At 34.2% G+C, this 24,234-nt stretch carries 25 protein-coding genes; 13 read left to right on the top strand and 12 right to left on the bottom strand.

Annotated elements, in window-relative coordinates; genetic code table 11:
• The first annotated feature begins 22 nt into the window (after window positions 1-22).
• The 5 genes from FUA24_RS13145 (at window position 23) to FUA24_RS25465 (ending at window position 3,871) form a co-directional block, all read left to right on the top strand.
• Window positions 23-1,357 carry an MATE family efflux transporter gene (locus FUA24_RS13145; RefSeq protein ID WP_148543046.1) on the top strand — a complete coding sequence of 445 codons (1,335 nt, stop codon included), beginning with the start codon at window positions 23-25 and terminating at the stop codon, window positions 1,355-1,357.
• A 26-nt stretch (window positions 1,358-1,383) separates the two neighbouring features.
• On the top strand, window positions 1,384-1,560 hold the full coding sequence (locus FUA24_RS25225; protein WP_187388278.1) for a hypothetical protein: 177 nt from the start codon (window positions 1,384-1,386) through the stop codon (window positions 1,558-1,560).
• A gap of 111 nt (window positions 1,561-1,671) precedes the next feature.
• Entirely contained in the window at window positions 1,672-2,127 is a 456-nt protein-coding gene (locus tag FUA24_RS13140) for a 6-pyruvoyl trahydropterin synthase family protein (protein WP_148543044.1), read from the top strand.
• 180 nt (window positions 2,128-2,307) lie between these two features.
• Window positions 2,308-3,066, top strand: a complete 759-nt coding sequence (locus tag FUA24_RS13135) for a UDP-2,3-diacylglucosamine diphosphatase (protein ID WP_148543042.1) — start codon at window positions 2,308-2,310, stop codon at window positions 3,064-3,066.
• A 10-nt stretch (window positions 3,067-3,076) separates the two neighbouring features.
• Window positions 3,077-3,871, top strand: a complete 795-nt coding sequence (locus FUA24_RS25465) for a TonB-dependent receptor plug domain-containing protein (protein WP_222861360.1) — start codon at window positions 3,077-3,079, stop codon at window positions 3,869-3,871.
• On the opposite strand, the gene FUA24_RS13125 is transcribed toward FUA24_RS25465, so the two are convergent.
• The 3 genes from FUA24_RS13125 to FUA24_RS13115 all read right to left on the bottom strand — a co-directional run bounded on the left by FUA24_RS13125 (window position 3,868) and on the right by FUA24_RS13115 (window position 7,662).
• Window positions 3,868-5,145, bottom strand: coding sequence for an MFS transporter (locus tag FUA24_RS13125; protein ID WP_148543040.1), 1,278 nt, complete (start codon window positions 5,143-5,145; stop codon window positions 3,868-3,870). The two genes, FUA24_RS25465 and FUA24_RS13125, sit on opposite strands and share 4 nt — an antisense overlap.
• A 283-nt stretch (window positions 5,146-5,428) precedes the next feature.
• A complete protein-coding gene (recJ, locus tag FUA24_RS13120) occupies window positions 5,429-7,120 on the bottom strand; it encodes a single-stranded-DNA-specific exonuclease RecJ (protein WP_148543037.1) in 1,692 nt (563 codons plus the stop codon).
• Window positions 7,121-7,233: 113 nt separating this feature from the next.
• On the bottom strand, window positions 7,234-7,662 hold the full coding sequence (locus FUA24_RS13115; RefSeq protein WP_148543035.1) for an OsmC family protein: 429 nt from the start codon (window positions 7,660-7,662) through the stop codon (window positions 7,234-7,236).
• Between the two features lie 56 nt (window positions 7,663-7,718).
• Here FUA24_RS13115 and FUA24_RS13110 point away from each other — a divergent pair, with 56 nt between their 5' ends.
• Both FUA24_RS13110 and FUA24_RS13105 read left to right on the top strand, forming a co-directional pair.
• Entirely contained in the window at window positions 7,719-8,309 is a 591-nt protein-coding gene (locus tag FUA24_RS13110) for a carboxymuconolactone decarboxylase family protein (RefSeq protein ID WP_148543033.1), read from the top strand.
• A gap of 18 nt (window positions 8,310-8,327) precedes the next feature.
• Window positions 8,328-9,233, top strand: a complete 906-nt coding sequence (locus tag FUA24_RS13105) for a hypothetical protein (protein ID WP_148543031.1) — start codon at window positions 8,328-8,330, stop codon at window positions 9,231-9,233.
• Here FUA24_RS13105 and FUA24_RS13100 read toward each other — a convergent pair.
• From FUA24_RS13100 to FUA24_RS13085, 4 genes are all read right to left on the bottom strand, one after another.
• Entirely contained in the window at window positions 9,226-9,795 is a 570-nt protein-coding gene (locus tag FUA24_RS13100) for a uracil-DNA glycosylase family protein (protein ID WP_148543029.1), read from the bottom strand. The genes FUA24_RS13105 and FUA24_RS13100 overlap by 8 nt on opposite strands.
• Before the next feature lie 89 nt (window positions 9,796-9,884).
• Window positions 9,885-10,229, bottom strand: coding sequence for a HopJ type III effector protein (locus FUA24_RS13095; RefSeq protein WP_148543027.1), 345 nt, complete (start codon window positions 10,227-10,229; stop codon window positions 9,885-9,887).
• A 77-nt stretch (window positions 10,230-10,306) separates the two neighbouring features.
• Window positions 10,307-10,981 carry a 16S rRNA (cytidine(1402)-2'-O)-methyltransferase gene (gene rsmI / locus FUA24_RS13090; RefSeq protein WP_148543025.1) on the bottom strand — a complete coding sequence of 225 codons (675 nt, stop codon included), beginning with the start codon at window positions 10,979-10,981 and terminating at the stop codon, window positions 10,307-10,309.
• Window positions 10,982-11,094: 113 nt separating this feature from the next.
• On the bottom strand, window positions 11,095-11,838 hold the full coding sequence (locus FUA24_RS13085; RefSeq protein ID WP_148543023.1) for a hypothetical protein: 744 nt from the start codon (window positions 11,836-11,838) through the stop codon (window positions 11,095-11,097).
• A gap of 270 nt (window positions 11,839-12,108) precedes the next feature.
• On the opposite strand from FUA24_RS13085, the gene FUA24_RS13080 reads away from it, so the two are divergent.
• From FUA24_RS13080 to FUA24_RS13065, 4 genes are all read left to right on the top strand, one after another.
• Window positions 12,109-12,756 carry a thymidine kinase gene (locus tag FUA24_RS13080; RefSeq protein WP_148543021.1) on the top strand — a complete coding sequence of 216 codons (648 nt, stop codon included), beginning with the start codon at window positions 12,109-12,111 and terminating at the stop codon, window positions 12,754-12,756.
• Window positions 12,749-13,852, top strand: a complete 1,104-nt coding sequence (gene alr / locus FUA24_RS13075; protein WP_148543019.1) for an alanine racemase — start codon at window positions 12,749-12,751, stop codon at window positions 13,850-13,852. Before FUA24_RS13080 ends, alr begins: the two co-directional genes overlap by 8 nt.
• 81 nt (window positions 13,853-13,933) lie before the next feature.
• Window positions 13,934-14,341, top strand: a complete 408-nt coding sequence (mscL, locus tag FUA24_RS13070) for a large-conductance mechanosensitive channel protein MscL (protein WP_148543017.1) — start codon at window positions 13,934-13,936, stop codon at window positions 14,339-14,341.
• 142 nt (window positions 14,342-14,483) lie between these two features.
• A complete protein-coding gene (locus FUA24_RS13065; RefSeq protein ID WP_148543015.1) occupies window positions 14,484-15,473 on the top strand; it encodes an aspartate-semialdehyde dehydrogenase in 990 nt (329 codons plus the stop codon).
• A 107-nt stretch (window positions 15,474-15,580) separates the two neighbouring features.
• Here FUA24_RS13065 and FUA24_RS13060 read toward each other — a convergent pair whose 3' ends face one another.
• Entirely contained in the window at window positions 15,581-17,116 is a 1,536-nt protein-coding gene (locus FUA24_RS13060; RefSeq protein WP_148543013.1) for a sulfatase family protein, read from the bottom strand.
• A 285-nt stretch (window positions 17,117-17,401) separates the two neighbouring features.
• Between FUA24_RS13060 and FUA24_RS13055 the strand changes: the two genes are divergently transcribed.
• Window positions 17,402-19,555 carry a prolyl oligopeptidase family serine peptidase gene (locus tag FUA24_RS13055; protein ID WP_148543011.1) on the top strand — a complete coding sequence of 718 codons (2,154 nt, stop codon included), beginning with the start codon at window positions 17,402-17,404 and terminating at the stop codon, window positions 19,553-19,555.
• Between the two features lie 211 nt (window positions 19,556-19,766).
• Window positions 19,767-20,681 (top strand): ABC transporter ATP-binding protein, encoded by a 915-nt coding sequence (locus tag FUA24_RS13050; protein WP_148543009.1) that lies wholly within the window; start codon window positions 19,767-19,769, stop codon window positions 20,679-20,681.
• Here the strand turns inward: FUA24_RS13050 and FUA24_RS13045 are convergent.
• From FUA24_RS13045 to accC, 4 genes are all read right to left on the bottom strand, one after another.
• Complete coding sequence (locus FUA24_RS13045) at window positions 20,674-21,177, bottom strand: hypothetical protein (RefSeq protein ID WP_148543006.1); 504 nt, start codon at window positions 21,175-21,177, stop codon at window positions 20,674-20,676. The genes FUA24_RS13050 and FUA24_RS13045 overlap by 8 nt on opposite strands.
• A 5-nt stretch (window positions 21,178-21,182) precedes the next feature.
• Window positions 21,183-21,632 (bottom strand): 3-oxoacyl-ACP synthase, encoded by a 450-nt coding sequence (locus FUA24_RS13040; RefSeq protein WP_148543004.1) that lies wholly within the window; start codon window positions 21,630-21,632, stop codon window positions 21,183-21,185.
• Window positions 21,633-22,736, bottom strand: a complete 1,104-nt coding sequence (locus tag FUA24_RS13035) for an NAD(P)/FAD-dependent oxidoreductase (RefSeq protein WP_148543002.1) — start codon at window positions 22,734-22,736, stop codon at window positions 21,633-21,635.
• A gap of 86 nt (window positions 22,737-22,822) precedes the next feature.
• Window positions 22,823-24,175, bottom strand: a complete 1,353-nt coding sequence (gene accC, locus FUA24_RS13030; RefSeq protein ID WP_148543000.1) for an acetyl-CoA carboxylase biotin carboxylase subunit — start codon at window positions 24,173-24,175, stop codon at window positions 22,823-22,825.
• Window positions 24,176-24,234 lie beyond the last annotated feature (59 nt).

Below are 24,234 nucleotides of genomic sequence, written 5' to 3'. Positions count from 1 at the left end.
TATAAAACCTAATTAACCAACTTTGAAAAATGCTATTAACCTTAAATTAATAAATAAGCTGGCCATACCTGCTTTAATTTCAGGTATATCTGAGCCTATTTTATCTATAACAGATACAGCTATAATTGGTAATGTTCAAGTTAATGCGGTTGAATCTTTAGGAGCAGTAGGTATTGTTGGCGCATTTATGTCTATGCTTATTTGGGTTTTTGGTCAGACAAGAAGTGCTATTTCATCTATTGTATCGCAATATGTTGGTGCTAATAATTTAGAAGCTGTAAAAAACTTACCTTCTCAAGCCATATTTATAGTTACCAGTATTAGTTTACTCATTATTCTAACAACCTATCCACTAGCCTCAGAAATATTTAAACTTTATAATGCATCAGACTTAATTCTAGATTACAGTGTAATGTATTATAAAATTCGTGTTTTCGGATTTCCTTTCACCTTATTTACAATTGCAGTATTTGGAACATTTAGAGGCTTGCAAAACACATTTTATCCAATGATTATTGCAATTATAGGAGCTCTAGCTAATATAATCTTAGATTATATTTTAGTTTATGGTATTCAAGATTACATTGAACCCATGCATATTAAAGGTGCCGCATACGCAAGTGTTATTGCACAAATTATAATGGCAATCTTATCTGCTATTTATCTGCTAACCAAAACCTCTATTCCTTTAATGGTTAGCTTTCCGTTTAATAAAGAAATAAAACGTTTTGGTATAATGGTAGCCAACCTTTTTGTAAGAACAGTTGCCTTAAATGTTACCTTGTATTTTGCCACAAGATTTGCTACGGGATACGGTAAAAATTTCATTGCCGCTTATACTATAGCCATAAATTTATGGTTTTTAGGTGCTTTTATAATTGATGGTTATTCTAGCGCAGGAAATATTTTATCAGGCAAATTTTATGGCGCAAAAGATTATAAATCCTTGGTAACTTTAAATCAAAAACTCATTAAAATTGGAATTATAGTTGGCGTTGTTTTAGCTCTTATAGGCTTTATTATTTACAAACCCACCGGGCTACTTTTCACCAAGGAAGCCCCGGTCTTAGAAAAGTTTTATAACGTTTTCTGGATTGTACTCTTAATGCAGCCTATATGTTCCATTGCTTTTATTTTCGACGGTGTGTTTAAAGGACTAGGTAAAACCGAGGTTCTTAGAAACCTACTCCTGGTTTCTACCTTTATAGTATTTGTTCCGTTGGTTTATACATTAGACTATTTTGGCTTTAAACTCAATGGTATTTTTATTGCCTTAACTTTTTGGATGATTGCCCGAAGTGTGCCTCTATTAATTTATTTCAGGAAACAATTCCTTCAACTTGCCAAAAACACTTAAATTTGCATCTAATTTAAAATGCGACCATGCTATTTTTAAGTGCTCTTTTTCAGCAAGTAAATATTGAAGAGAAAATAAAGAACGCTCCTGATAAAGGTTATGAAATTGGGGTGTTTATTGGCGCTATGTTACCTATGGTGGTGCTTGCTTTAATAGCATATGCCATTTACAAGTACAATAAAAAAAGAATGAACAAAGAATAATGACGACATGGATATATTAAGTTTTTTAACTGGTAACGGTTTGTTTCTAATACTAGCCGTAGTTTTAGTAGTAGTTTATATAGTAAATAGAAATAGAGGAAGACGAAGATAATGGGAAACAAAATTCGCATAACGAAACAATTTTCTTTTGAGGCAGGACATGCTTTATATGGATACGACGGAAAATGTAAAAATCTACACGGACATAGTTATCACCTAAATGTGACTGTGATAGGTGAACCAATTTCTGATAATTCTAATGTTAAATACGGAATGGTTTTGGACTTTGGTGATCTTAAAAAAATTGTGAACGAAGAAATTGTTGATGTTTTTGATCACTCTATGGTATTTAACAAAAATACACCTCATCTAGACCTTGCTGAAGACTTAAAGGAACGCGGCCACTATGTTATAATGGTAGATTATCAACCAACCACAGAGATGATGATTCTTGATTTTGCAGAGAAAATTAAAAACAGGTTACCAAAACATATAAAATTACATTCTCTTAGACTTCAAGAAACTGCCACAAGTTTTGCTGAGTGGTTTGCAAGTGACCAAGGTTAATATTTTGGGCATTAAGAGTCGCGTTTAGGACAAAAGTTTTTCTGAGCAAAGTCGAAGGGCTCCCTCCTTTCGTCATGGAGCTTCATCAAATGCCTCAATCACTAACGCATTCTAGTTAACGGTCACAGTTTTCAGCTAACTACAAGAGAACTTCTGACTTAAAAAAACTATATTTATAGCATGCAAATTCCCAAAGGAAAAAAAATATATTTTGCTTCAGATAATCACCTGGGTGCTCCAACTAAAGAAGCTTCTCTTCCTAGAGAAAAAAAGTTCGTAGCTTGGTTAGATGAGATAAAAGAAGACGCCGCAGTGATTTTTCTTTTAGGAGATTTGTTTGACTTCTGGATGGATTACAAATATGTTGTTCCTAAAGGTTTTACAAGAACTCTTGGTAAGCTAGCAGAAATTAGTGATTCTGGTATTCCTATTCATTATTTTGTGGGTAATCACGATTTATGGATGAACGGCTATTTTGAAGAAGAACTCAATATTCCTGTATACCACAAACCGAAGGAATTCACGTTTAACAATACAACTTTTTTCTTGGGTCATGGCGACGGATTGGGTCCAGGAGACAAAGGTTATAAACGCATGAAAAAGGTGTTTACCAACCCAGTATGCAAATGGTTATTTCGTTGGTTACATCCAGATTTAGGGGTAAGATTAGCCCAACATTTATCTGTTAAAAACAAACTTATTTCTGGTGATGAAGATGCCAAGTTTTTAGGAGAAGATAATGAGTGGTTAGTACAATATTGCAAGCGTAAATTAGAACAAGAACATAGAGATTACTTTATTTTTGGTCATAGACATTTACCAATGGAAATTGAACTTAACAGCAACTCAAAATATGTTAATCTTGGTGACTGGATTCAGTATTACACCTATGGTGTTTTTGATGGAGAACGCTTAGAATTGAAGAACTATAAAAAATAAAAAGTTTTAAATGATAAATCTTTTTAATACGAATTACCTAAGACATTTAAGTATTGTAATTCTATTCGTTTTTGTTTCTAATTATCAAAGTTACGCTCAAGATATAGAACAGTGTGTTATAAAACCTTCCAAAGAAAAATTAAACCTTATTGGAACAAAAGAAGGGAAAAAGCCATTATATTTTATTAATGGTAATGAAGTTGTAGAAAAATATGTCTTAGGTTTAGACTGCGTAGCAATAGACTCGGTTGAAGTTATACGTTCTAAAGAAGCCGAAATTAAGTACGGTAAAAAAGGCAGATATGGTGCAATCCTAATCAAGACTTATAAAAATTGGAAAGCAAGTAAAGTTTTTAAAGCAAATTCTAAGACCTCGATTTACGCTTTTCTAAAAACGCATAAAAATAGACCAGGAATGGCCATAAATATTGATAAAGCGCTGATGGTAGTAGATGACAAAATTGCTAACAAAAAAACCATTGATTCTATACCCTTCAAACAGCTTGTAGGATTAAAATTTTTAAAAGCAGATGATGAAAAGGCTTTAAAATATGGAAATGCCGCAAAAAACGGAGTTGTCCTTATCCAAACGAATAAGCCCTTTTTAGATTTCTTAAAAAAGAACAAATCTCTTTTATTTGTGCTAGATGGGAGACCTGTAAGTTCTCAGGTCATTGCTAATATTCACCCTTCGAAAATTAAATCAGTTGATATTTTAAAAGAAAAGGCTTCCACCGCTATATATGGCAGTCGTGGTGCCAATGGAGCAGTTTTAATAACATTGAAGAAAACTAAAAAGAATTAAGCTTCTTCTTCTTTCACTTCATGCCCCACAATATCCTCTGTTAAATCTAAATTTCTAAGCGCAGGGTTTTTAAATCCCATTGTTATTACTGTAATAAGTGTAGCGCATCCACCCAACATAACTGCTAACGGAGCACCAAATATTTTAGCAGCTATTCCGCTTTCTAGAGCTCCTAATTCGTTTGAAGAACCTACAAACATTGAATTTACTGCACCAACTCTTCCGCGCATCTCATCTGGTGTTTTTAATTGAAGAATTGTTTGTCTTATCACCATAGAAACACCATCAAATATTCCAGCAATAAATAGTGCCGTTATACTTAACCAAAACAATTTAGAACCACCAAAAACTATCATGGCTAGACCAAATCCGAAGACTGCAACAAGCAGTTTCTTTCCTGTATTTTTAGTAATTGGCAAATACGTTGTAGCCAACATTGTTAGAATACTTCCTAAAGAAAGGGAAGCATTTAATATGCCTAAGCCTTTTGAACCAGCATCTAAAACATCTGTAGCAAAAACTGCAAAAATAGCAACCGCACCACCAAATAATACGGCAATCATATCTAAAGTTAAAGCTCCTAATATTACTTTATCACTAAACACAAAGAGAAGTCCTACTTTTAAACTCTCTTTTACAGATTCGTTTGTTTTGGTATTTAAGACTGGTTTCTTTTTAATTAAAAACACCAACAACAACGCAAGAATTACAAGTAAAAATATGATACCTAAGGTCTGATGCACACCAATCCAGGCAATTAAAAACCCTCCTACTAAGGCTCCTGTTACAGAAGCACCTTTCCAAGTGCTACTGCTCCAAGTTGCGGCATTTGGATAAATACTTTTAGGAACCAATAAAGCTATTAAAGAAAATATTGTTGGTCCGAAAAAAGCTCTTAAGATACCTCCAAAGAAAACAAGACAATAAATACCTATTACAATACTATCTGTACTCCAGGAGGATTCTATGGCTTCAGAGGTTAGCCAAAATATTCCAAAACTAATCAAGGAAAACAAAGCAATGATTAAAGCAAAGAGATTCCTCTTTTCTTTTTTGTCTACAATGTGTCCCGCAAATGGCGCCATAAAAAAAGCTGGAATAAACTCGCAAGCTCCAATAATACCTAAACTTAATTCGTCATTTGTAAGTGCATAGACATGCCATTCAATAACCACAAACTGCATTGACCATCCAAAAACAAGAGCAAATCTTAGTAATAAGAAAATATTAAATTCTTTTATCCGGAGTGCAGCATATGGGTCATTATTAGTCATAATCAACTTCCTGTGAAAACAGGTATCTTATTGGTTAGTTTATTTCCTAGTTAAACATAAATCTTGAATATGTCACTTCGAGTGAAATTCTGGAAGAATTTTGTATCGAGAAGCTCTTTAAAGCCTAAAATTTATTTGTTTTCGATACAATTTTTTGCAAAAATCACTCAAACTGACATAAATTTTCTTATCCGAGATTCATGTTGTTTTAAAATTCTCTTCAAATTTAAAATAAGCAAGCACACTATTTTAGTTTTTTGATAAAATCTAAAATAAGCCTGTTTTATGCCTTTATATCTCTTAACCTCAACTGTAGCGAGACGTTTCCTTGCCATTCATTTTCATCTATAGAATAGACGGCCTTAAATGGCTTATTATCTTTAATGAGTTCGTATTTATCGCCCATACTAAAACCAATACAAACAATTGGATTTGCATCTGTTTGCGAAGCCGTTAACCTTAAATGCGTTTTATCTTCACCCACACATTTTCCAAATCCAGTATCAACTAAATTTTCAGTCATGAAAACTGGTGTCATATTACTAGGGCCAAAAGGCGCTAATTGTTTCAAAATTCTGTAAAATTTAGGAGTTACTTCACTTAAAGCAATAGTGGAATCTACAAGCACTTCAGGCGTTAACAAATTTTTATCAATAGTTTTAGCAACCACATCTTCAAAAGCTTGTTTAAACGCCTCATAATTCTCAGGCTTTAAAGTTAAACCCGCTGCATATTTATGTCCTCCAAACTGCTCAAGATGTTCTTTACATGCTTCCAGTGCATTATATACATCAAATCCCTTTACAGATCTTGCCGAAGCAGCCAATTTATCGCCGCTTTTAGTGAAGACTAAAGTAGGCCTATAATAGGTTTCTGTTAGTCTAGAAGCCACAATACCAATAACACCTTTATGCCAAGTTTCATGGTAAACAACAGTAGTAAAGCGTTCCTGTTCTTTTTGTTCTTCAATTTGTTGTAAAGCTTCTGCTGTAACTTGTTTATCTGTTTCTTTTCTATCATGATTATAAGCTTCAATATCTTTAGCTCTTTCTATTGCCATGTCGTAGTCATCTTCAGCAAGAAGACCCACTGCATAATTACCATGTTTCATTCTTCCTGCGGCATTAATTCTTGGCGCTATGGTAAATACAACATCTGTAATTGTTAACTCTGATTTTTTTAACTGATCTAAAATAGCCTTAAATCCAGGTCTGGGGTTTGCATTTATGACTTGCAAACCGTAATAAGCTAGCACTCTGTTCTCTTCGGTAATGGGTACAATATCGGCTCCAATGGCTGTGGCTACCAAATCTAAATAGGGTAGTAAATCTTCTGTGGTTAATCCGTCTTTTTCAGCAAGTGCCTGAATTAATTTAAAACCAACACCGCAACCACATAATTCTTTATAAGGATACTCACAGTCTGAACGCTTAGGATCTAAAACCGCAACCGCATCGGGAATTTCACTTCCAGGCCTGTGGTGATCACAAATAATAAAATCGATACCTTGTTCTTTTGCATATGCCACTTTTTCAATGGCTTTTATACCACAGTCTAAAGCAATAATTAAAGTAAAATCATTTTCTAAAGCAAAGTTGATGCCTTTATAAGACACGCCATAACCTTCGTCATATCTATTGGGTACATAGGTATAAACTAACTCGTGCTTGGTTTTTAAATAGGTAGACATTAAAGCCACTGCTGTAGTACCATCTACATCATAATCGCCATAAACCAAAATGTTTTCATTATTTGCAATAGCAAGTTCTATTCTTGCAACTGCTTTATCCATATCTTTCATGAGATATGGGTTATGCAAATGGCTTAAACTTGGTCTAAAAAAATCTTTAGCGTCCTCATAGGTCTCAATACCGCGTTGTACCAACAAGGCAGCAATGGGCTCACTTACTTGTAAAGACTCTTGTAAGTGTTTAACTTTTGATAATTCTGGTTTAGGCTTAAGCGTCCAACGCATTTAATAAGTTTTAAATTAGTAGATAAGTGCACTAAAATTAAAAAGTACTTAAAATGCCTTAAGTTAAAACTTCAAATACTTTAGGCACTTACAACTTTAGACACTATCTGGCATTAGGCACTTTTCTTATGGAAGACGGTCTCAACGTTTACTTCTGCAAACTGACGAAACATTTCCATAACACCACAATATTTTTCTATAGAAAGGTCTACAGCGCGTTGTAATTTTTTTTCATTTAAATCGCTGCCATAAAAGTTAAACGTCATAGTTACCTTATCATAATATTTTGGGTGTTCTTCTGTAAGATTTGCATCAATATCAATAGAAAAATCGTCAACATCTAGCTTCATCTTTTTTATCAAAGCAGCTACATCTAACCCAGAACAACCTGCTAGACCTGACAACATTAACGCTTTTGGACGGTATCCTTCGCTGTTACCTCCGTTCTCTGGTCCTGCATCAATAAACAAGTTATGTCCTGAGGGATTAGTACTTTCAAACTTCATATTACCTAACCACTTTGTTGTGATATGATTTGCCATATTCTATAAAATTTTTGTTACTTGTAGTAGTCAAAAATACTATATAAAAATTACATATGCCTTTAGTAACACCTTTATCTGCCGATCATGATTTGGAAACCAAAGAATTAGCAGAATTCTTTAATGAAACACTAGGGTTTTGCCCTAATTCTGTATTAACAATGCAACGTAGGCCTGCTATTAGTAAAGCCTTTATTAATTTAAATAAAGCGGTAATGGCTAATGAGGGTAGAGTAACTTCTGCTTTAAAACGTATGATTGCCTGGGTTAGCAGTAACTCTACCGGATGCCGATATTGTCAGGCACATGCTATTAGAGCCGCAGAACGTTACGGTGCAGAGCAGGAGCAACTAGATAATATTTGGGAATACAGAACGCACCCTGCTTTTAGTGATGCTGAACGTGCCGCATTAGATTTTAGTTTGGCAGCTTCACAAGTACCAAATGCCGTAGACGAAGACATTAAAAAACGTTTATACGAACATTGGGATGAAGGCGAAATTGTTGAAATGCTAGGTGTTATTTCTTTATTTGGATACCTAAACCGTTGGAACGATTCCATGGGAACTAGTATTGAAGATGGTGCGGTTGAAAGTGGCGAGCAATATTTAGGGAAACATGGTTGGGAGAAAGGGAAGCATGTTTAATAAATCTCTTCTCTTTGTATGTACCCAAATATCGAGCTAATAATTCAAAGAGCTAATTCTTTTTTAAAGTCGTTAAAACCCTTTAGTGATAGTGATGATAAAGAATATGTTGTTGACCCAAAAACTATTATAGAACACAAATATTGTTATGCATTTGACTGGTGTGATAAGAATTTATTATGGATGTCTCAAAAACAGAGACCAGGAAGATTGGGAGTAGGCTATTTGTTAGCTGATAAAAATGGAATACTTTTTGATTTAATTGGGCATTGCTGGTCTATGCAAGAGTTTGAAGTACTAATTCATGGACATGAATTATCATCAATAAATATTAATTGTAATAATGAGATTACTTTCAATGAGATTTTAGAAGTTGTTAATAGCATATACTTAAATAACATTACCAAAACTGAACTTTCATCTAGATGGAAACAAAATAAAATAGTTTTTGATAAAACTGATATCCTCAACTATTTCTCAACCACTCCCTTTAATCTTATAGAAGAAATTCAAGAGAATGAATTTTTAAATGTAGGGTTAATTTACAGAGAAATATCAAGCCCTAATTATCCATTGTTTGCGGTAGATAATAACCGTTCTGTTTATATTTTAAAAAGTGACGCAGAAAACTATAAATTATTAGATGTTGTTATACCTCAAAAAGTTTCTGGTCATGTAGTTGGCTGGAATAAAGATGGGTTATATCACAACAAAAGTTATTTAAATGATGGAGAATTAGTGTCTCATTGGTTGTTAAGGCGCAAAGGAGAAGATTTAGATCATATTAAATCTTTATTGAGATCCAAAAGTCCATATGCTTCAAAAGAAAAAAATGAGAGTTACAGAACTTCAATTACATCTTTTGAAAGCATTAATGAAATTGTCGATTTTTTAACTCAAAACGATTTAGAATTTCTTAAATAACTATACTTATCCGCCTCCTCAACTCGGGCAACACCTCAACCTCAAACCAAGGATTCTTAGTCAACCAAAATCTATTACGTGGCGAAGGATGTGGTAATGGCAAAAACTTAGGTAAATAGTCTTGAAAATTATCTACAGTTTCCGTTAAAGTTTTTTTTGCAGCTTTTCCTAAATAATACTTCTGAGCGTACATGCCTATTAAAATAACGAGCTCTACGTTTTTTAACTCATCAAATAATGGTTTATGCCATTGGGGTGCACACTCTGGCCTTGGTGGTAAATCGCCTGTTTTTCCTTTTCCTGGATAACAAAACCCCATAGGAATGATGGCAAATTTGGTCTCATCATAAAACGTTTCATTAGAAACTCCCAACCATTTTCTAAGTTGTTTGCCACTGGCATCATCCCAGGGTATACCAGAGGTATGTACTTTAGTTCCTGGTGCTTGACCTATAATTACAATTTTAGAATCTGGATGTGCAGAAACAACAGGTCTTGGTCCTAACACTAAATGTTCTTTGCAGATAGTGCATTGTGCTATGTCGTGCAGGAGTTGTTTCATATTTTTTTTGTCATTCTGAACGCAGTGAAGAATCTCCTTCCATTTAGATTCTTCCGTCTCGACTCTTGTCTCAACGTCTTAATAACAATCTATTTCTTTTTTAAAGGCTCCCCATCAAAAGACAGCCCTTCAAAACCAGTATTCATAAAGTTTCTAATGTTTTGGTGCCCCGTTCCGTTTGGGTCTTTTAAAACGTCATCGAAATAATACTGTCCGAAACAAGCTAAAGTTTCTTCTTGGTTTAACTCTATAGCTTTTGCAAAGGCAAAGAGTTTACAAGAGCCAGAATTTTGTCCTTCAGCATTTTCTAAACTACCATTTTTAAATGCAGTGGGCGTAAATTCGTAATTTGATTCTACCACTGCCATAGTTTCAGAAAAGTCTATATTCTCTGGATTATTCTTAAGCTTGTTTTTAAATTCTTGTATGTTCATTTAATATAATTGTATATTACTAGAAACTGAATTAATGAAATAAATTCAGAACTAGCCAGTTCAGTTTTTCAAAATTATTATTTACTTTTCCCACCAACAACAATAACTATCTCTCCTTTTGGAGGTTTAATAGTGTAATGTTCTAAAACCTCTTTAGCAGTTCCGCGCACCGTTTCTTCAAATAGTTTAGTGAGCTCACGAGAAACAGATACCTGCCTATCTTCCCCAAAATACTCGCAAAAATGCCCTAAGGTTTTTACTAGTTTATGCGGACTTTCGTAAAATATCATAGTTCGGGTTTCTTCAGCTAGTAATAAAAGTCGGGTTTGGCGACCTTTCTTTACGGGTAAAAATCCCTCGAATACAAATTTGTCATTTGGTAAGCCAGAATTTACCAAGGCAGGAACAAAAGCGGTTGCTCCAGGCAAGCAGTCTACTTCTATATGATGCTCAATGCATGCTCTAGACAATAGAAACCCTGGATCTGAAATTGCAGGAGTTCCGGCATCACTTACTAAGGCAATGGTGGTTCCTGCTTTTAACTTCTGAATAATGCCATCAACCGTTTTATGCTCATTATGCATATGATGCGATTGCATTGGTGTACTAATTTCAAAATGCTTAAGTAGTTTACCTGAAGTTCGAGTGTCTTCGGCTAAAATTAAATCGGCTTCTTTTAGAACCTCAATAGCTCTTAAGGTTATGTCTTTTAAATTCCCAATAGGTGTTGGGACTATGTAGAGTTTACTCATCTGATATTGATTACAATCCCTTAAAGAGATGCTGAAACCAGTTCAGCATGACAAAGATATTACATTAAACTCCTTGAAATGTTATTAAAGTTAACAAATACAAACTCAAAATATTATTGAAATTTAGCCTCTATAATTTCTAAGAAACGTTCTTCAAATTCTTCCTTGCCAACCCAATCTTGGTAATCTGGCTTTACAATATCATTTATAAAACGCTTAGCATCTGCTAAAGAAACAGCGGTATTTATTTGCGAGATTACACGATCGTAATCTTCAGGCTTGCCATCAAACAAATGTTTAATAAATGCTAGTTTGTCGTTAAGTCCTATTTTAAGTCCGCCACTTTTTAATTTATCATTTAAAGATTTTTTCTCATTGCCAACACCATTTTGCGATGCCGGAGCAGGCTCAAAAACTGGCATATCCTTAAAACCTTCGGTTATCTTCTCAAAATCATCCCTTTCAGCAATCTCTTCTGGAATTGCTTCTTCAAAAACGGCTTCTACCCTAGGTGTTTCCTCAGGCATGTGCGCCACCATATCTTTTATTGTAGAAATACCACGCTCCATAATTGCCTCGTCTTCCACATCATCTAGATTAATATAAATCTTATCTTCTACTTCTATATTATCACTCACTTTATTATTAAAAGCCGTATCTAGCATTCCAAAAAAAGACGAGTTATTTCCTATTACAGGAATGTCATCTTCAAAATTTTCATGGGCAAATTTTAAAACTGATAAAGCCTCATATAGTGCAGAAACCTCAGCATGCATTTTTATAACATCTTCTTTCCCTTTTAGTTTTAAAATTCTGTGGGCTATACTTACTAACTCAGATTCTAACTTCTTCTTCATCAATTTTAAATTTTTATGGTTTAATCTACCTCAGGTTTTTGTTATTTAAAAAATTTACGCCACCTTTATACAAACGAAAAACTCATTCGTTTAATGAACTAATTTAAACTTTAATTATTGGCTAAAAATTGCCCTTTTGCATCATTTTTTTGTCTTTTTTTCGTTCCTTAGCACTGCTATGAAACTCAAAAAAGCCTTTAACTAACTACAAAATGGCTAATTTTTGCTTCAAGATAAAAGTTAAAACAAGTTCAATGTTAAAATTACAAAATGTTTCTTGAAAATACTGTAAATCATAAAGAACAATTTGGTTGGATTGAAGTTATATGCGGATCTATGTTTTCTGGTAAAACCGAAGAACTGATTCGTAGGTTAAAACGCGCCCAATTTGCCAGACAAAAAGTTGAAATTTTTAAACCAGCTATTGATGTAAGGTATGATGAAGATATGGTAGTATCTCATGATGCTAATGAGATTAGATCTACGCCTGTTCCCGCTGCTGCAAATATTCCAATTTTAGCCGATGGTTGCGATGTTGTTGGTATAGATGAAGCTCAGTTCTTTGACGATGAAATAGTACGTGTTTGCAATGATCTTGCTAACAAAGGCATTAGAGTAATTGTAGCTGGATTAGATATGGATTTTAAAGGTAATCCGTTTGGACCAATGCCTAATCTAATGGCTACCGCAGAATATGTTACCAAAGTGCATGCTGTATGTACGCGTACAGGAAACTTGGCGCAATACAGTTACAGAAAAGCGAAAGATGAAAGTCTAGTGCTTTTGGGTGAAGTTGATGAATATGAGCCTTTAAGTAGAGCCGCATTTTATAAAGCCATGCTGCGTGAAAAGGTAAAGAAGATGAATGTTAATGATGCTCAAGAAGTCTCTCCAAAATCTAAAGATAAGAATGCCTAAAGCGGAAGAAACCGTACTACAAATAGATTTAAAAGCGCTAAAACACAATTACACGCATTTAAGATCAAAACTTAAGGACAACACCAAATTTATGGCTGTTGTTAAGGCCTTTGGTTATGGCAGTGATGCCGTAGAAATTGCAAAATACTTGCAAGATTTAAATACCGATTACTTTGCAGTAGCTTATGCGAGTGAAGGCGTAGAATTGCGCAAAGCAGGAATTACTGCTCCAATTCTGGTATTGCACCCTATTCCATCGAATTTTAAAACTATTATTGAAAATTGCTTAGAGCCAAATTTATATAATGCCAAGGTTTTAAATGAGTTTATTGAAATGGCTTCTGCCGAAAATCAAAAAGACTATCCGGTACATGTAAAATTCAATACAGGTTTAAACCGATTAGGGTTCTGGGAAAATGATGTAGACTATGTTGTCTCCAAATTGAAAGCTACAAATGCTGTAAAAGTAGTCTCTTTGTTTTCGCATTTAGCAGCAAGTGAAGATTTAAACGAAAAAGAATTTACCGATAGTCAAATTAAATCTTTTAAAACCATAGCCGAAAATTTTATTAATGCCATTGGCTATAAACCCATGTTACATATTTGTAACACCTCTGGTATTTTAAATTACCCCGAAGCTCACTTTAATATGGTAAGAAGCGGCATAGGTTTGTATGGTTTTGGTAATTCAGATAAAGAGAACAAACATCTAAAACCAATTGCAGTGCTAAAAACCATTATTTCACAGATTCATAAGATTGAAAAAGGCGAATCTGTTGGCTATAACAGAGCTTTTATAAGTGATGGGTTCTATAAAACTGCAACTTTGCCAATAGGTCATGCCGATGGAATTGGAAGACAATATGGCAACGGAAAAGGCTATGTTATCATTAACGGAAAAGAGGCACCTATTATTGGCAATGTTTGCATGGACATGATTATGGTAAACATTACCGATATTGATTGTAAAGAGGGTGATGAAGTTATAATTTTTAATGACAACACCACTGCCGAAGCATTAGCCTCAAAAGCAAATACTATTTCTTATGAGCTTATAACCTCTGTTTCTCAGAGAGTTAAGAGAGAATTCATATAGTATTTTAAGGTTTTACTTTTTTAAAATGTGACTTTTTTACCTATATTGGTCATAATAATACTAACCTTATAATTTCATATTATGCTTAAAGAATTTAAAGAATTTGCAATGAAGGGTAACCTTGTAGACATTGCAGTTGGTTTTGTAATGGGTGCTGCTTTTAAACAAGTGGTTACGTCTTTTACAGGAGGCATTGTTTCGCCTTTAATTGGTTTAATATTTAATGCTGATTTCAAATCTTTAAAAATTGAATTAAAAGAAGCTGTGACTAATGCAGCTGGAGAAGTTACAACAGAAGCTGTTTATTTAGAGTATGGTACGTTTTTAACTCATGTAATAGACTTTATTATTGTTGCTTTTGTAATGTTTATGATGGTAAAAGGTATTAATAAAATGAAGAAGAAAGAAGAAGAGCCAGCTCCAGAAGAACCAGCAGGACCAAGTCAAGAAGAATTACTTGCTGAAATTAGAGATTTACTCAAAAAATAACTAAATGTTAAATAAATAACACTCTGTTATTTGTTGTTAAAAAGACCTCATTTTCAAAAATTTGAGGTCTTTTTTTTAGTTTAAACCTATAATTAATGCCTAATTTTGTTCGCTCAAAGTTGAAATGTAAAAAATTTATAAAATGAAAGTAGCTGTAGTTGGAGCCACTGGAATGGTAGGCGAAGTGATGTTAAAAGTTCTTGCAGAACGTAATTTTCCAATAACTGAATTGATTCCTGTAGCGTCAGAACGCTCAGTAGGTAAAAAATTGCCTTACAAAGGAAATGATTACACCGTTGTTGGTTTAGAAACCGCTGTGTCTATGAAACCAGACATTGCCTTATTTTCTGCAGGTGGTGGCACCTCTTTAGAATGGGCTCCTAAATTTGCTGAAGTTGGCACAACTGTGGTTGATAACTCTTCTGCTTGGAGAATGGATCCGACTAAAAAATTAGTTGTTCCAGAAATTAACGCTAATGAGTTAACGGCTGAGGATAAAATTATCGCTAACCCTAACTGTTCAACTATTCAGCTAGTAATGGCTTTAAACCCGTTACACGATAAATATAAAATGAAACGTGTTGTTGTTTCTACATACCAATCTGTTTCTGGAACTGGTGTTAAAGCTGTACAACAATTAGAAAACGAAATTGCTGGTATAGAAGGTGAAATGGCATATCCTTATCCTATTGGTAGAAACGCATTACCACATTGTGATGTGTTTTTAGAAAATGGATACACTAAAGAGGAAATGAAATTAGCTAGAGAACCGCAAAAAATCATGAACGATAAGACATTTTCTGTATCGGCTACAGCTGTTAGAATTCCAACTGCTGGCGGGCATAGTGAATCTGTAAACGTTGAATTTGAAAATGATTTTGACTTGGCTGAAGTACGTCAAATACTTAGCGAAACTCCAGGGGTTGTGGTTCAAGACGATTTAGAAAACAACTCTTATCCAATGCCAATTTATGCACATGATAAAGATGAAGTTTTTGTTGGTCGTATTCGTAGAGACGAAACTCAACCAAACACATTAAATATGTGGATTGTTGCCGATAACTTACGTAAAGGTGCTGCTACGAACACCATTCAAATAGCAGAGTATCTTGTTGAAAACAATTTAGTGTAATTACAATACAATATTATATAAATTGGAAAAGGCTTTGATTAAAAAATCAAAGCCTTTTTTAGTACCAATTTAGATCCTACTGGTCCAATAACTTTATCTATTAAAATTTAATAATTCATCCAGCTCAACTCATCCCAATATTCTGGCCCAGTATTTTTTTGCGAAACTCCAGGCGTACTTCTCCCATTTAACACATAAGTCTTTAACAGTGCTTTCAAGTCATTAACTTTATCTGGGTATTTCGAGTAGAGATTGGTTTGTTCTCCCGGGTCCTCCTTCAAATTATATAATTGAAACTTTGGTAACCCTTTAAGTTCTTTTTCGGTTTTTGGATAACTCCATCCTCCGGAACCTCCCCATAAAATCAACTTCCAATCCCCTTGTCTTATGGCAAACCTCCCATCACTAGAATGAAAAACAGTTGCTTCTCTTAAAGGGGTTTTATAGTCTTCTCCTAAAATTACTGGTAGCATACTATAGCTATCCTCACCTGAGTTATCCAGAAGTTTATCGTTTAATATGTTCGCCACCGTTGCCATAATATCAACAGTTGAAACAGTTTCTTCTGAAACACTTCCTTTTTTAACCTTTTTTGGCCAACTCATAATAAATGGCACACGATGCCCACCTTCAAATATATCAAACTTCATTCCTCTATAAATGTAACTTCCATTATGACCAGCTTTAGATAATTCCTTACCATCAAAATCTGCTCTTGGAGATTGGCCATTATCACTAATAAAAATAACAAGCGTATTTTCATAAGCTTCACTTCTCTTTATAGAATTCATAATTTGCCCAACTACGTGGTCTACCATTAATACAAAATCACCGTAAGCATTAGTATTACTTTTACCAATAAATTCTGTTGTTGGAATTATAGGCGCATGAGGTGCAGTCAACGCACAATATAAAAAGAATGGATCTTCTTTTTTAGATGCCTTATTAATATAATCTACAGAACGTTGCATTAAGTTCTCTAAAACTTCAGCATGTTTAAAATCAGGTCCTACAGGCCCTTTTCTCCAAAAAGCTTTTTCATCATAGTTTACAGATGTTTTCTGAGGTACAGACGTAGGAAGATTATTTTCTACGTAAACAAAAGGTGGTGAAGACAACGATGCTCCAAGCCCGAAGAAATAATCAAAACCACAATCTAACGGACCATTTTTAATAGGCCTACTAAAATCAATCTCCACAGTATTCTTAAAATGCCAATCCCAGCCCAAATGCCATTTTCCTATCATAGCGGTTTGGTAACCGTTATTTTTGAAAAGATTAGCAAGAGTCGTTCTATTTTTTTCTATTAGAGGTTTAGAATCTCCTTTAAAACCATGTCTTTTGAGTCTAGACCTCCAATTATACCTACCGGTTAGAAGCCCATATCGAGTAGGTGTGCAAATAGACGCGCTAGTATGTCCATCTACAAACAGCATTCCTTCTTGAGCTAAATTATCAATATTTCTAGTAGAGAAAGCGGCGTTTTTATTGTATGCCGACACATCACCATATCCTAAATCATCCGCAAGTATTACTACAACGTTTGGGCGGTCTTTTGGCTGTTGCGCCCAACTCAATTTCACAACAGCGCACGAAACTAAAATGAAAAAGAAAAAATATGTAGTGTTTATTTTTAATATCATGAGGCACGCATTAAGAAAATGAAAAATTATCTATTCTATTATTTCAAACAATGTTTAGTCTGGTCTGTAACAAAAAACGTTGTTTTTTTTGAATTCAACAAACACTATTAGGGAAGCTAAAATTTTCCTATCACATGTACAAATCCCTTACATTTAAACTTACAAAAAGTGCTATTTATATTATTTTTAATTACAATTTTTATGATTAAAACTTAAAACATTAACATAATATAAATAGGATTACATGTTTTTAGCAATTATTTTTGTGAAATCAATTTTTTAAACATGAAAAATATAACTCTTCTATTATTACTTTTTATTACTATTGTAAGTTGTAAAAAAAGCCAAGAAAAAACTATTATTGAAGTGAATTACCCTAAAACTAAGACCGTAGATACCGTAGACACGTATTTTGGTGTTGATGTAAAAGATCCTTACCGCTGGTTAGAGGACGATATGAGTGAGGAGACCGCTGCTTGGGTAAAGTCGCAAAACGAAGTTACTTTTGGTTACCTAGATAGCATTCCGTTTAGAAAAGATCTAAAAGATCGTCTTGAAAAACTATGGAATTATGAGAAGGTTGGCGCTCCATTTAAAGAGGGCAAGTCTACTTACTTCTATAAAAACGACGGCTTACAGAATCAAAGTGTCCTTTATAAAACAAAAGAAGATGGTTCTGAAGATGTTTTTTTAGACCCTAATACATTTTCTAAAGATGGTACCGTTTCTCTTGGAGGTGTAAGCTTCTCTAAAGATGGAAGTATCGTAGCGTATTCTATTTCAGAAGGCGGAAGTGATTGGAGAAAGATAATCATCATGAACGCCGAAACTAGAGAAATCATAGAAGACACTTTGGTAGACATAAAGTTTTCTCAAATCTCTTGGTATAAAAATGAAGGTTTCTACTATTCTAGTTATGATAAACCAAAAGGTAGTGAGTTATCTGCTAAAACAGATCAACATAAAATATACTATCACAAATTAGGTACACCTCAAAAAAGTGATGTACTGGTATATGGTGGAACTCCAGAAGAAAAGCATCGCTATATCTATGGTCTTGTTACTGAAGATGACAAATATCTCGTAATATCACCTCGCATTTCTACAACTGGAAATAAACTTTATGTAAAAGATTTATCTATTGAAAATAGTCCCTTAGTCACAGTTCTAGATGATACTAAGACTACTACATACGTTATAGACAATGTTGGTAGTACCTTGTATTTAGTTACTAATCTTAATGCTCCTAATAAACGTATTGTAAAAGTTGATGTTTCTAATCCTACCCCAGAAAACTGGGTAGATGTTATTCCAGAAACAGATAATGTTCTTTTACCTTCTACCTCTGGGAAATACTTCATAGCCGAATATATGGTCGATGCTATTTCTAAGGTAAAACAATTTGATTATGATGGTAATTTAATTAGAGATATTAAACTTCCTGGGGTTGGTAATGCAGGTGGTTTTGGTAGTAAAAAAGATGAAAACATAGATTATTTCTCTTTCACAAATTACAGTACACCCTCTAGCGTTTACACTTTAAATTTAGAAACAGGTGAAACAAAACTGCATTGGAAACCATCTACAGAATTTGATAGTGATAGTTATGAAAGTAATCAAGTATTCTACACTTCTAAAGATGGTACAAAAGTGCCAATGATTATCACTCATAAAAAAGGGCTTGAGCTTAACGGAAAAAATCCAACCATTCTTTACGGTTATGGTGGTTTCAATATAAGCTTAAATCCGTCGTTTAGCATTGGTATGGCAGTCTGGATGGAGCAAGGTGGTATTTACGCTGTTCCTAATCTAAGAGGTGGTGGTGAATATGGTAAAAAATGGCATGATGCTGGTACCAAATTGCAAAAGCAAAATGTGTTTGACGATTTTATTGCCGCTGGAGAGTACTTAATTGAAAACAACTATACCTCTTCAGACTACCTAGCAATTCGTGGAGGCTCTAATGGAGGTCTTTTGGTTGGAGCAACGATGACTCAAAGACCCGATTTAGCAAAAGTAGCCTTGCCTGCTGTTGGTGTTTTAGATATGTTACGATACCATACGTTCACTGCTGGTGCAGGGTGGGCATACGACTATGGTACTGCAGAAGATAATAAAGAAATGTTTGAATACTTAAAAGCTTATTCTCCTGTACATAATGTTAAAATAGGCACTGAGTATCCTGCAACTATGGTAACTACCGGAGACCATGATGATCGCGTTGTGCCGGCCCATAGTTTTAAATTTGCTGCGGAATTGCAGCGTAAACAAATGGGTTCTAACCCTACTTTAATTAGAATTGAAACAGATGCCGGACATGGTGCCGGAACACCTGTTAGTAAGGTAATTGAACAATATGCTGATATTTTCGGGTTTACACTTTATAACATGGGATATGAAGTTCTGCCTAGTAAAACACAGGAAGACATAAAAGGGTAAATTAAATTCATAATTTCTTCAGACCAGCAAGGTTTTAAAACCTTGCTGGTCTTTTTTTTGCCATTTAGAGCGTAGCGAAGAAATCTATAAATATAAAAGATGCTTCAGTGGTTACTCCTTCTGAATGACAACACAATGTCATGCAGAACGATAGTGAAGCATCTACAAATAACACTTAAATTATTGCTACTTTTACAACTTTACAAAAAAGATGCTACAGGTAAAAGACATATCGTTTGGCTACGGCAAGGACATTGTTGTAAAAGACATCAGCTTTTCTGTAAAAGCTGGTGAACATCTATCTATCATTGGAGAAAGCGGATCGGGTAAAAGCACACTCCTAAAAGTGCTTTATGGGGAGTATGATTTAAATAAAGGGAGCATCTTCTGGAAGGACACCCAAATTTTAGGACCTGCTTTTAATCTTGTTGTGGGCTATGACTTTATGAAGTATGTAGCACAAGAATTTGATCTAATGCCATATACCACTGTAGCAGAAAATATTGGTGAATTTCTATCAAATTTTTATCCCGAAGAAAAACAAGAGCGCGTTAATGAACTCCTAAAAGTTGTAGAATTAACGCATTTGGCAAAGACCAAAGTAAAACTGTTAAGTGGCGGGCAAAAACAACGTGTTGCCCTTGCAAGAGCTATTGCAAAACAACCAGAAATTATCTTATTAGACGAACCATTTAGTCATATTGATAATTTTAAAAAGCAGTCTTTAAGGCGGAATCTTTTTAAATACCTTAAAGAAAAAAACATTGCATGTATTGTGGCTACTCATGATAAAAATGATGTACTCTCATTTGCTGATAAAATGATCGTTTTAGATCATAACAAAATTATAGCAAGTGATACGCCCAAAAGTCTCTATAACAATCCTCAAACGCCTCTTATAGCTTCATTTTTTGGAGAGTTTAACATTATTAAGGACTATGGTTATGTATACGCGCATCAAATTAAAATAGTTGATCAGTCTGATTTAAAAGCAACCATAAAACGTTCTTATTATAACGGAAACCATTATTTAATTGAAGCTGATTTGGATGGAGAAGTTGTGTTGTTTGAGCACCAGTCGGAATTGACTAATGATACCGAAGTTTATTTAAAGGTGACTAAATAGCTAAGGCATAACCCACCTTAAAAAAAAAGTTATCCACTTTTGGTCTCTTTTCATATTTAAAAGTATGCTCCATTGCTTCAGATAATATGGCTTGTACTTCCTTTTCTGAAAGTTCAATTAAATTCTTTGGAAATTTCAAAGCAACAGAATAAGTTTTATCTCCCGTATGATCAATAACATAATAGATATAAAACAGAGTTTTTCTACTTCTATTTTTCTTTAAGTAGTCGTAATTTTCTTTGGATAAAACAGATTTATAAAATGCTGTGTTAAAACCGTTCTCAGATCGCCAAACTGCCTTTGTATAAGATTCACTAATCTTTCTTTTATCCCAATAATCCATGTCTTTTATCTTCTGTATCATTTCGTCATACCCCGACGCTTTGTATAGAATATACCTTTCTTGGGTTTCTATTTTAATGGGAATAACACTGCTTTGAGCTACTAGTAAATTCAGATTCAAAACAAAGAGGAATAAAAAATAGCTAGGCTTCATTGCTTCTACAAAATTTTCTCGACAACGAATTTTTGGTTTCTAAATACTATTTCGTCATCAATAACCTTACCAATTAACAATTGCCCAATGGGGGTACCAACGGAAACAGCATAAAAAGTCTCATTTCCTACCTTTAATTCTCCAGCACTTATAGCTATAAAATAGTTAAGATTAGAGGTATAAACAATGCTTCCAAGACTTACAGTATTTGTAGATTTTCCAACATCAATCTTAGATAAAACTGTTTTAATAGTTTGAATTTCGGCCAATTGACTACCCGTCTTTTCGCGTTCTAATTGCAACATGGCTCTACCCGTTTCATGCTTATCTCCAGCTGTACTTTTTGTTTCTGTAGTTAGAGATTCCTGGATTTCCTCAATAGTCTTTTGAATAGTCTCAAATCTGTTTGATATAAAGACGTCACACTGTTTGTATAATTCTTCTTTTAAATTCATTTAAACTAAATTAGCCAACTCCTTACCAATTAAACTTCCAATAGCAACACCCATACCACCAAGTCTTACACCACAAAACACATTATTACCTAATTGCTTCACAATAGCTTCCTTTTTGTTACCTACGCCCATTATGCCACTCCAACGATGGTCTATTTCATAATCCTTATTTGGTAAAATAACAGTTTTTAGCAATTCTTCTAGCCTGTTTTGAATATCTTGGGTCTGACCAAATTTAGTAGTTGTTTCTCCTTTAATATCCATATTTCTGCCACCACCTAACAAAATCCTATTGTCTATATTCCTAAAATAATAGTATCCCCTATCTAAATGAAACGTTCCTTTAATTTTTAAATTCTTTATTGGCTTTGTAACTAGAACTTGTGCTCTTGCTGGACTAACTTTTTCATTTATTAATTCTGATGCAAAACCGTTGGTAGTTATTAATAATTTAGAAGTTACAAAGTCAAGTTTATTGGTCTTTATCATAACTGAATTGAAATCTTCAGAAAAGGAGTCCACAGAAATATTATTCAAGATTTTAACACCCTTTTTTTGGGCCAATTGCAACAATGAAACCATCATTTTACCCGTATCAATCTGTCCCTCAAATGGGTTAAAAAAACATTGCTTATTGATATTTTTAAATTCATTATACTTTAAATTAAAAACATCTGAATTAAAAACAGGTCTTAAAAGATTGTTTATACGATCTCTTTCAGCAATACATTGCTCCAATAAATCGTCACTTTCAAAGAATAATTCGTAACCACCGTTTTGTTGAAAATCTATATTTGAATCTCCTAAAGTATGTCTTAATAGCTTTAAACCATCCACTCGCTTCTTAACAAGATTAATGACTTCTTGTTCGGTGTGGGTTGATAAATCGTCAACTAATTCACTTAAGCTCCCAAAGCATGCAAAACCTGCATTTTTAGTACTCGCGCCTTGAGGTAGCATACCCTTTTCAAGCACTAAAACATTAGACTTTGGGAAACGTTCTTTTAACTGAATAGCACAATTGAGTCCAACAATACCGCTACCAATAATAGTGAAATCAATATTCGATAGCCAGGTTTTTATTTCCCAATAAGAAAAGTTCATGCTACTAATTTAGCACTTTTGTTCTAAGCCAAAATAAAACTAAATCATAAAAAAACTCCGAAATTGCTTTCGGAGTTTTTTTATATTTAATCTTCTGATATTTGCTTTATCTTAAAGTCTTCCATGAATTTAGTAGTGTAATTACCTTCTAAATAATCTGGATGCTCCATAAGTTGTCTGTGGAAAGGTATAGTCGTTTTTATCCCTTCTATAACGAACTCATCTAAAGCGCGCTTCATCTTGTTAATTGCTTCTTCTCTAGTTTGCGCCGTAGTAATCAACTTAGCAATCATAGAATCATAGTTTGGTGGAATAGAATAACCAGCATATACATGCGTGTCTAATCTTACGCCATGGCCTCCTGGTGCATGAAGCACGGTAATTTTACCTGGAGAAGGTCTAAAATCGTTAAATGGATCTTCAGCGTTAATTCTACATTCTATAGAGTGTAATTTTGGCTCGTAATGTTTACCTGAAATTGGCACTCCAGCAGCAACTAATATTTGCTCACGTATTAAATCGAAATCAATTACTTGCTCCGTAATTGGGTGTTCTACTTGAATACGCGTATTCATTTCCATGAAGTAGAAGTTTCTGTGTTTATCAACTAAAAACTCAACTGTTCCAGCGCCTTCATACTTTATATATTCTGCAGCTCTCACAGCAGCTTCTCCCATTTTTTGACGCAGTTCATCTGTCATGAATGGCGAAGGTACTTCTTCTGTTAATTTCTGGTGACGACGTTGCACAGAACAATCTCTTTCTGATAAATGACATGCCTTACCAGTAGAATCGCCTACAACTTGTATTTCAATATGTCTTGGCTCTTCAATAAGCTTTTCCATGTACATATCATCATTTCCAAAAGCTGCTTTACTTTCTTGTCTAGCAGAGTCCCAAGCATCTTTAAGATCTTCTTTCTTGAAAACCCCTCGCATACCTTTACCTCCACCTCCGGCAGAAGCCTTTAGCATTACAGGATAACCTACTTCTTCCGCCAGTTTTTCACACTCTTCATAAGACGCAATAACACCTTCACTTCCTGGAACACAAGGTACACCAGCAGCTTTCATGGTCGCTTTGGCATTTGCCTTGTCTCCCATTTTATCAATCATTTCGGCAGAGGCTCCAATGAATTTAATACCGTGTTCTGTACATATTTTTGAAAACTTTGCGTTTTCTGAAAGGAATCCATATCCTGGATGAATAGCATCTGCATTTGTAATTTCTGCAGCGGCTATGATATTAGACATTTTTAAATAAGACTCACTACTTGGAGCAGGTCCTATACAAACAGCTTCATCGGCAAACTTTACATGTAAACTCTCTTCATCTGCTTTTGAGTATACCGCAACTGTTTTAATGCCCATTTCTTTACAGGTTCTAATAACACGTAGTGCTATCTCACCTCTATTGGCTACTAATATTTTTTTAAACATAACGTTTTATTTAAAAATTCAATTTCCAAGCACCAAATTCCAAATAATTGGGGTTTTGG

Source organism: Seonamhaeicola marinus (genome assembly GCF_008085455.1).
The sequence above is the reverse complement of the archived record's forward strand: the minus strand, read 5'-3'. Positions and strand labels throughout refer to the sequence as shown.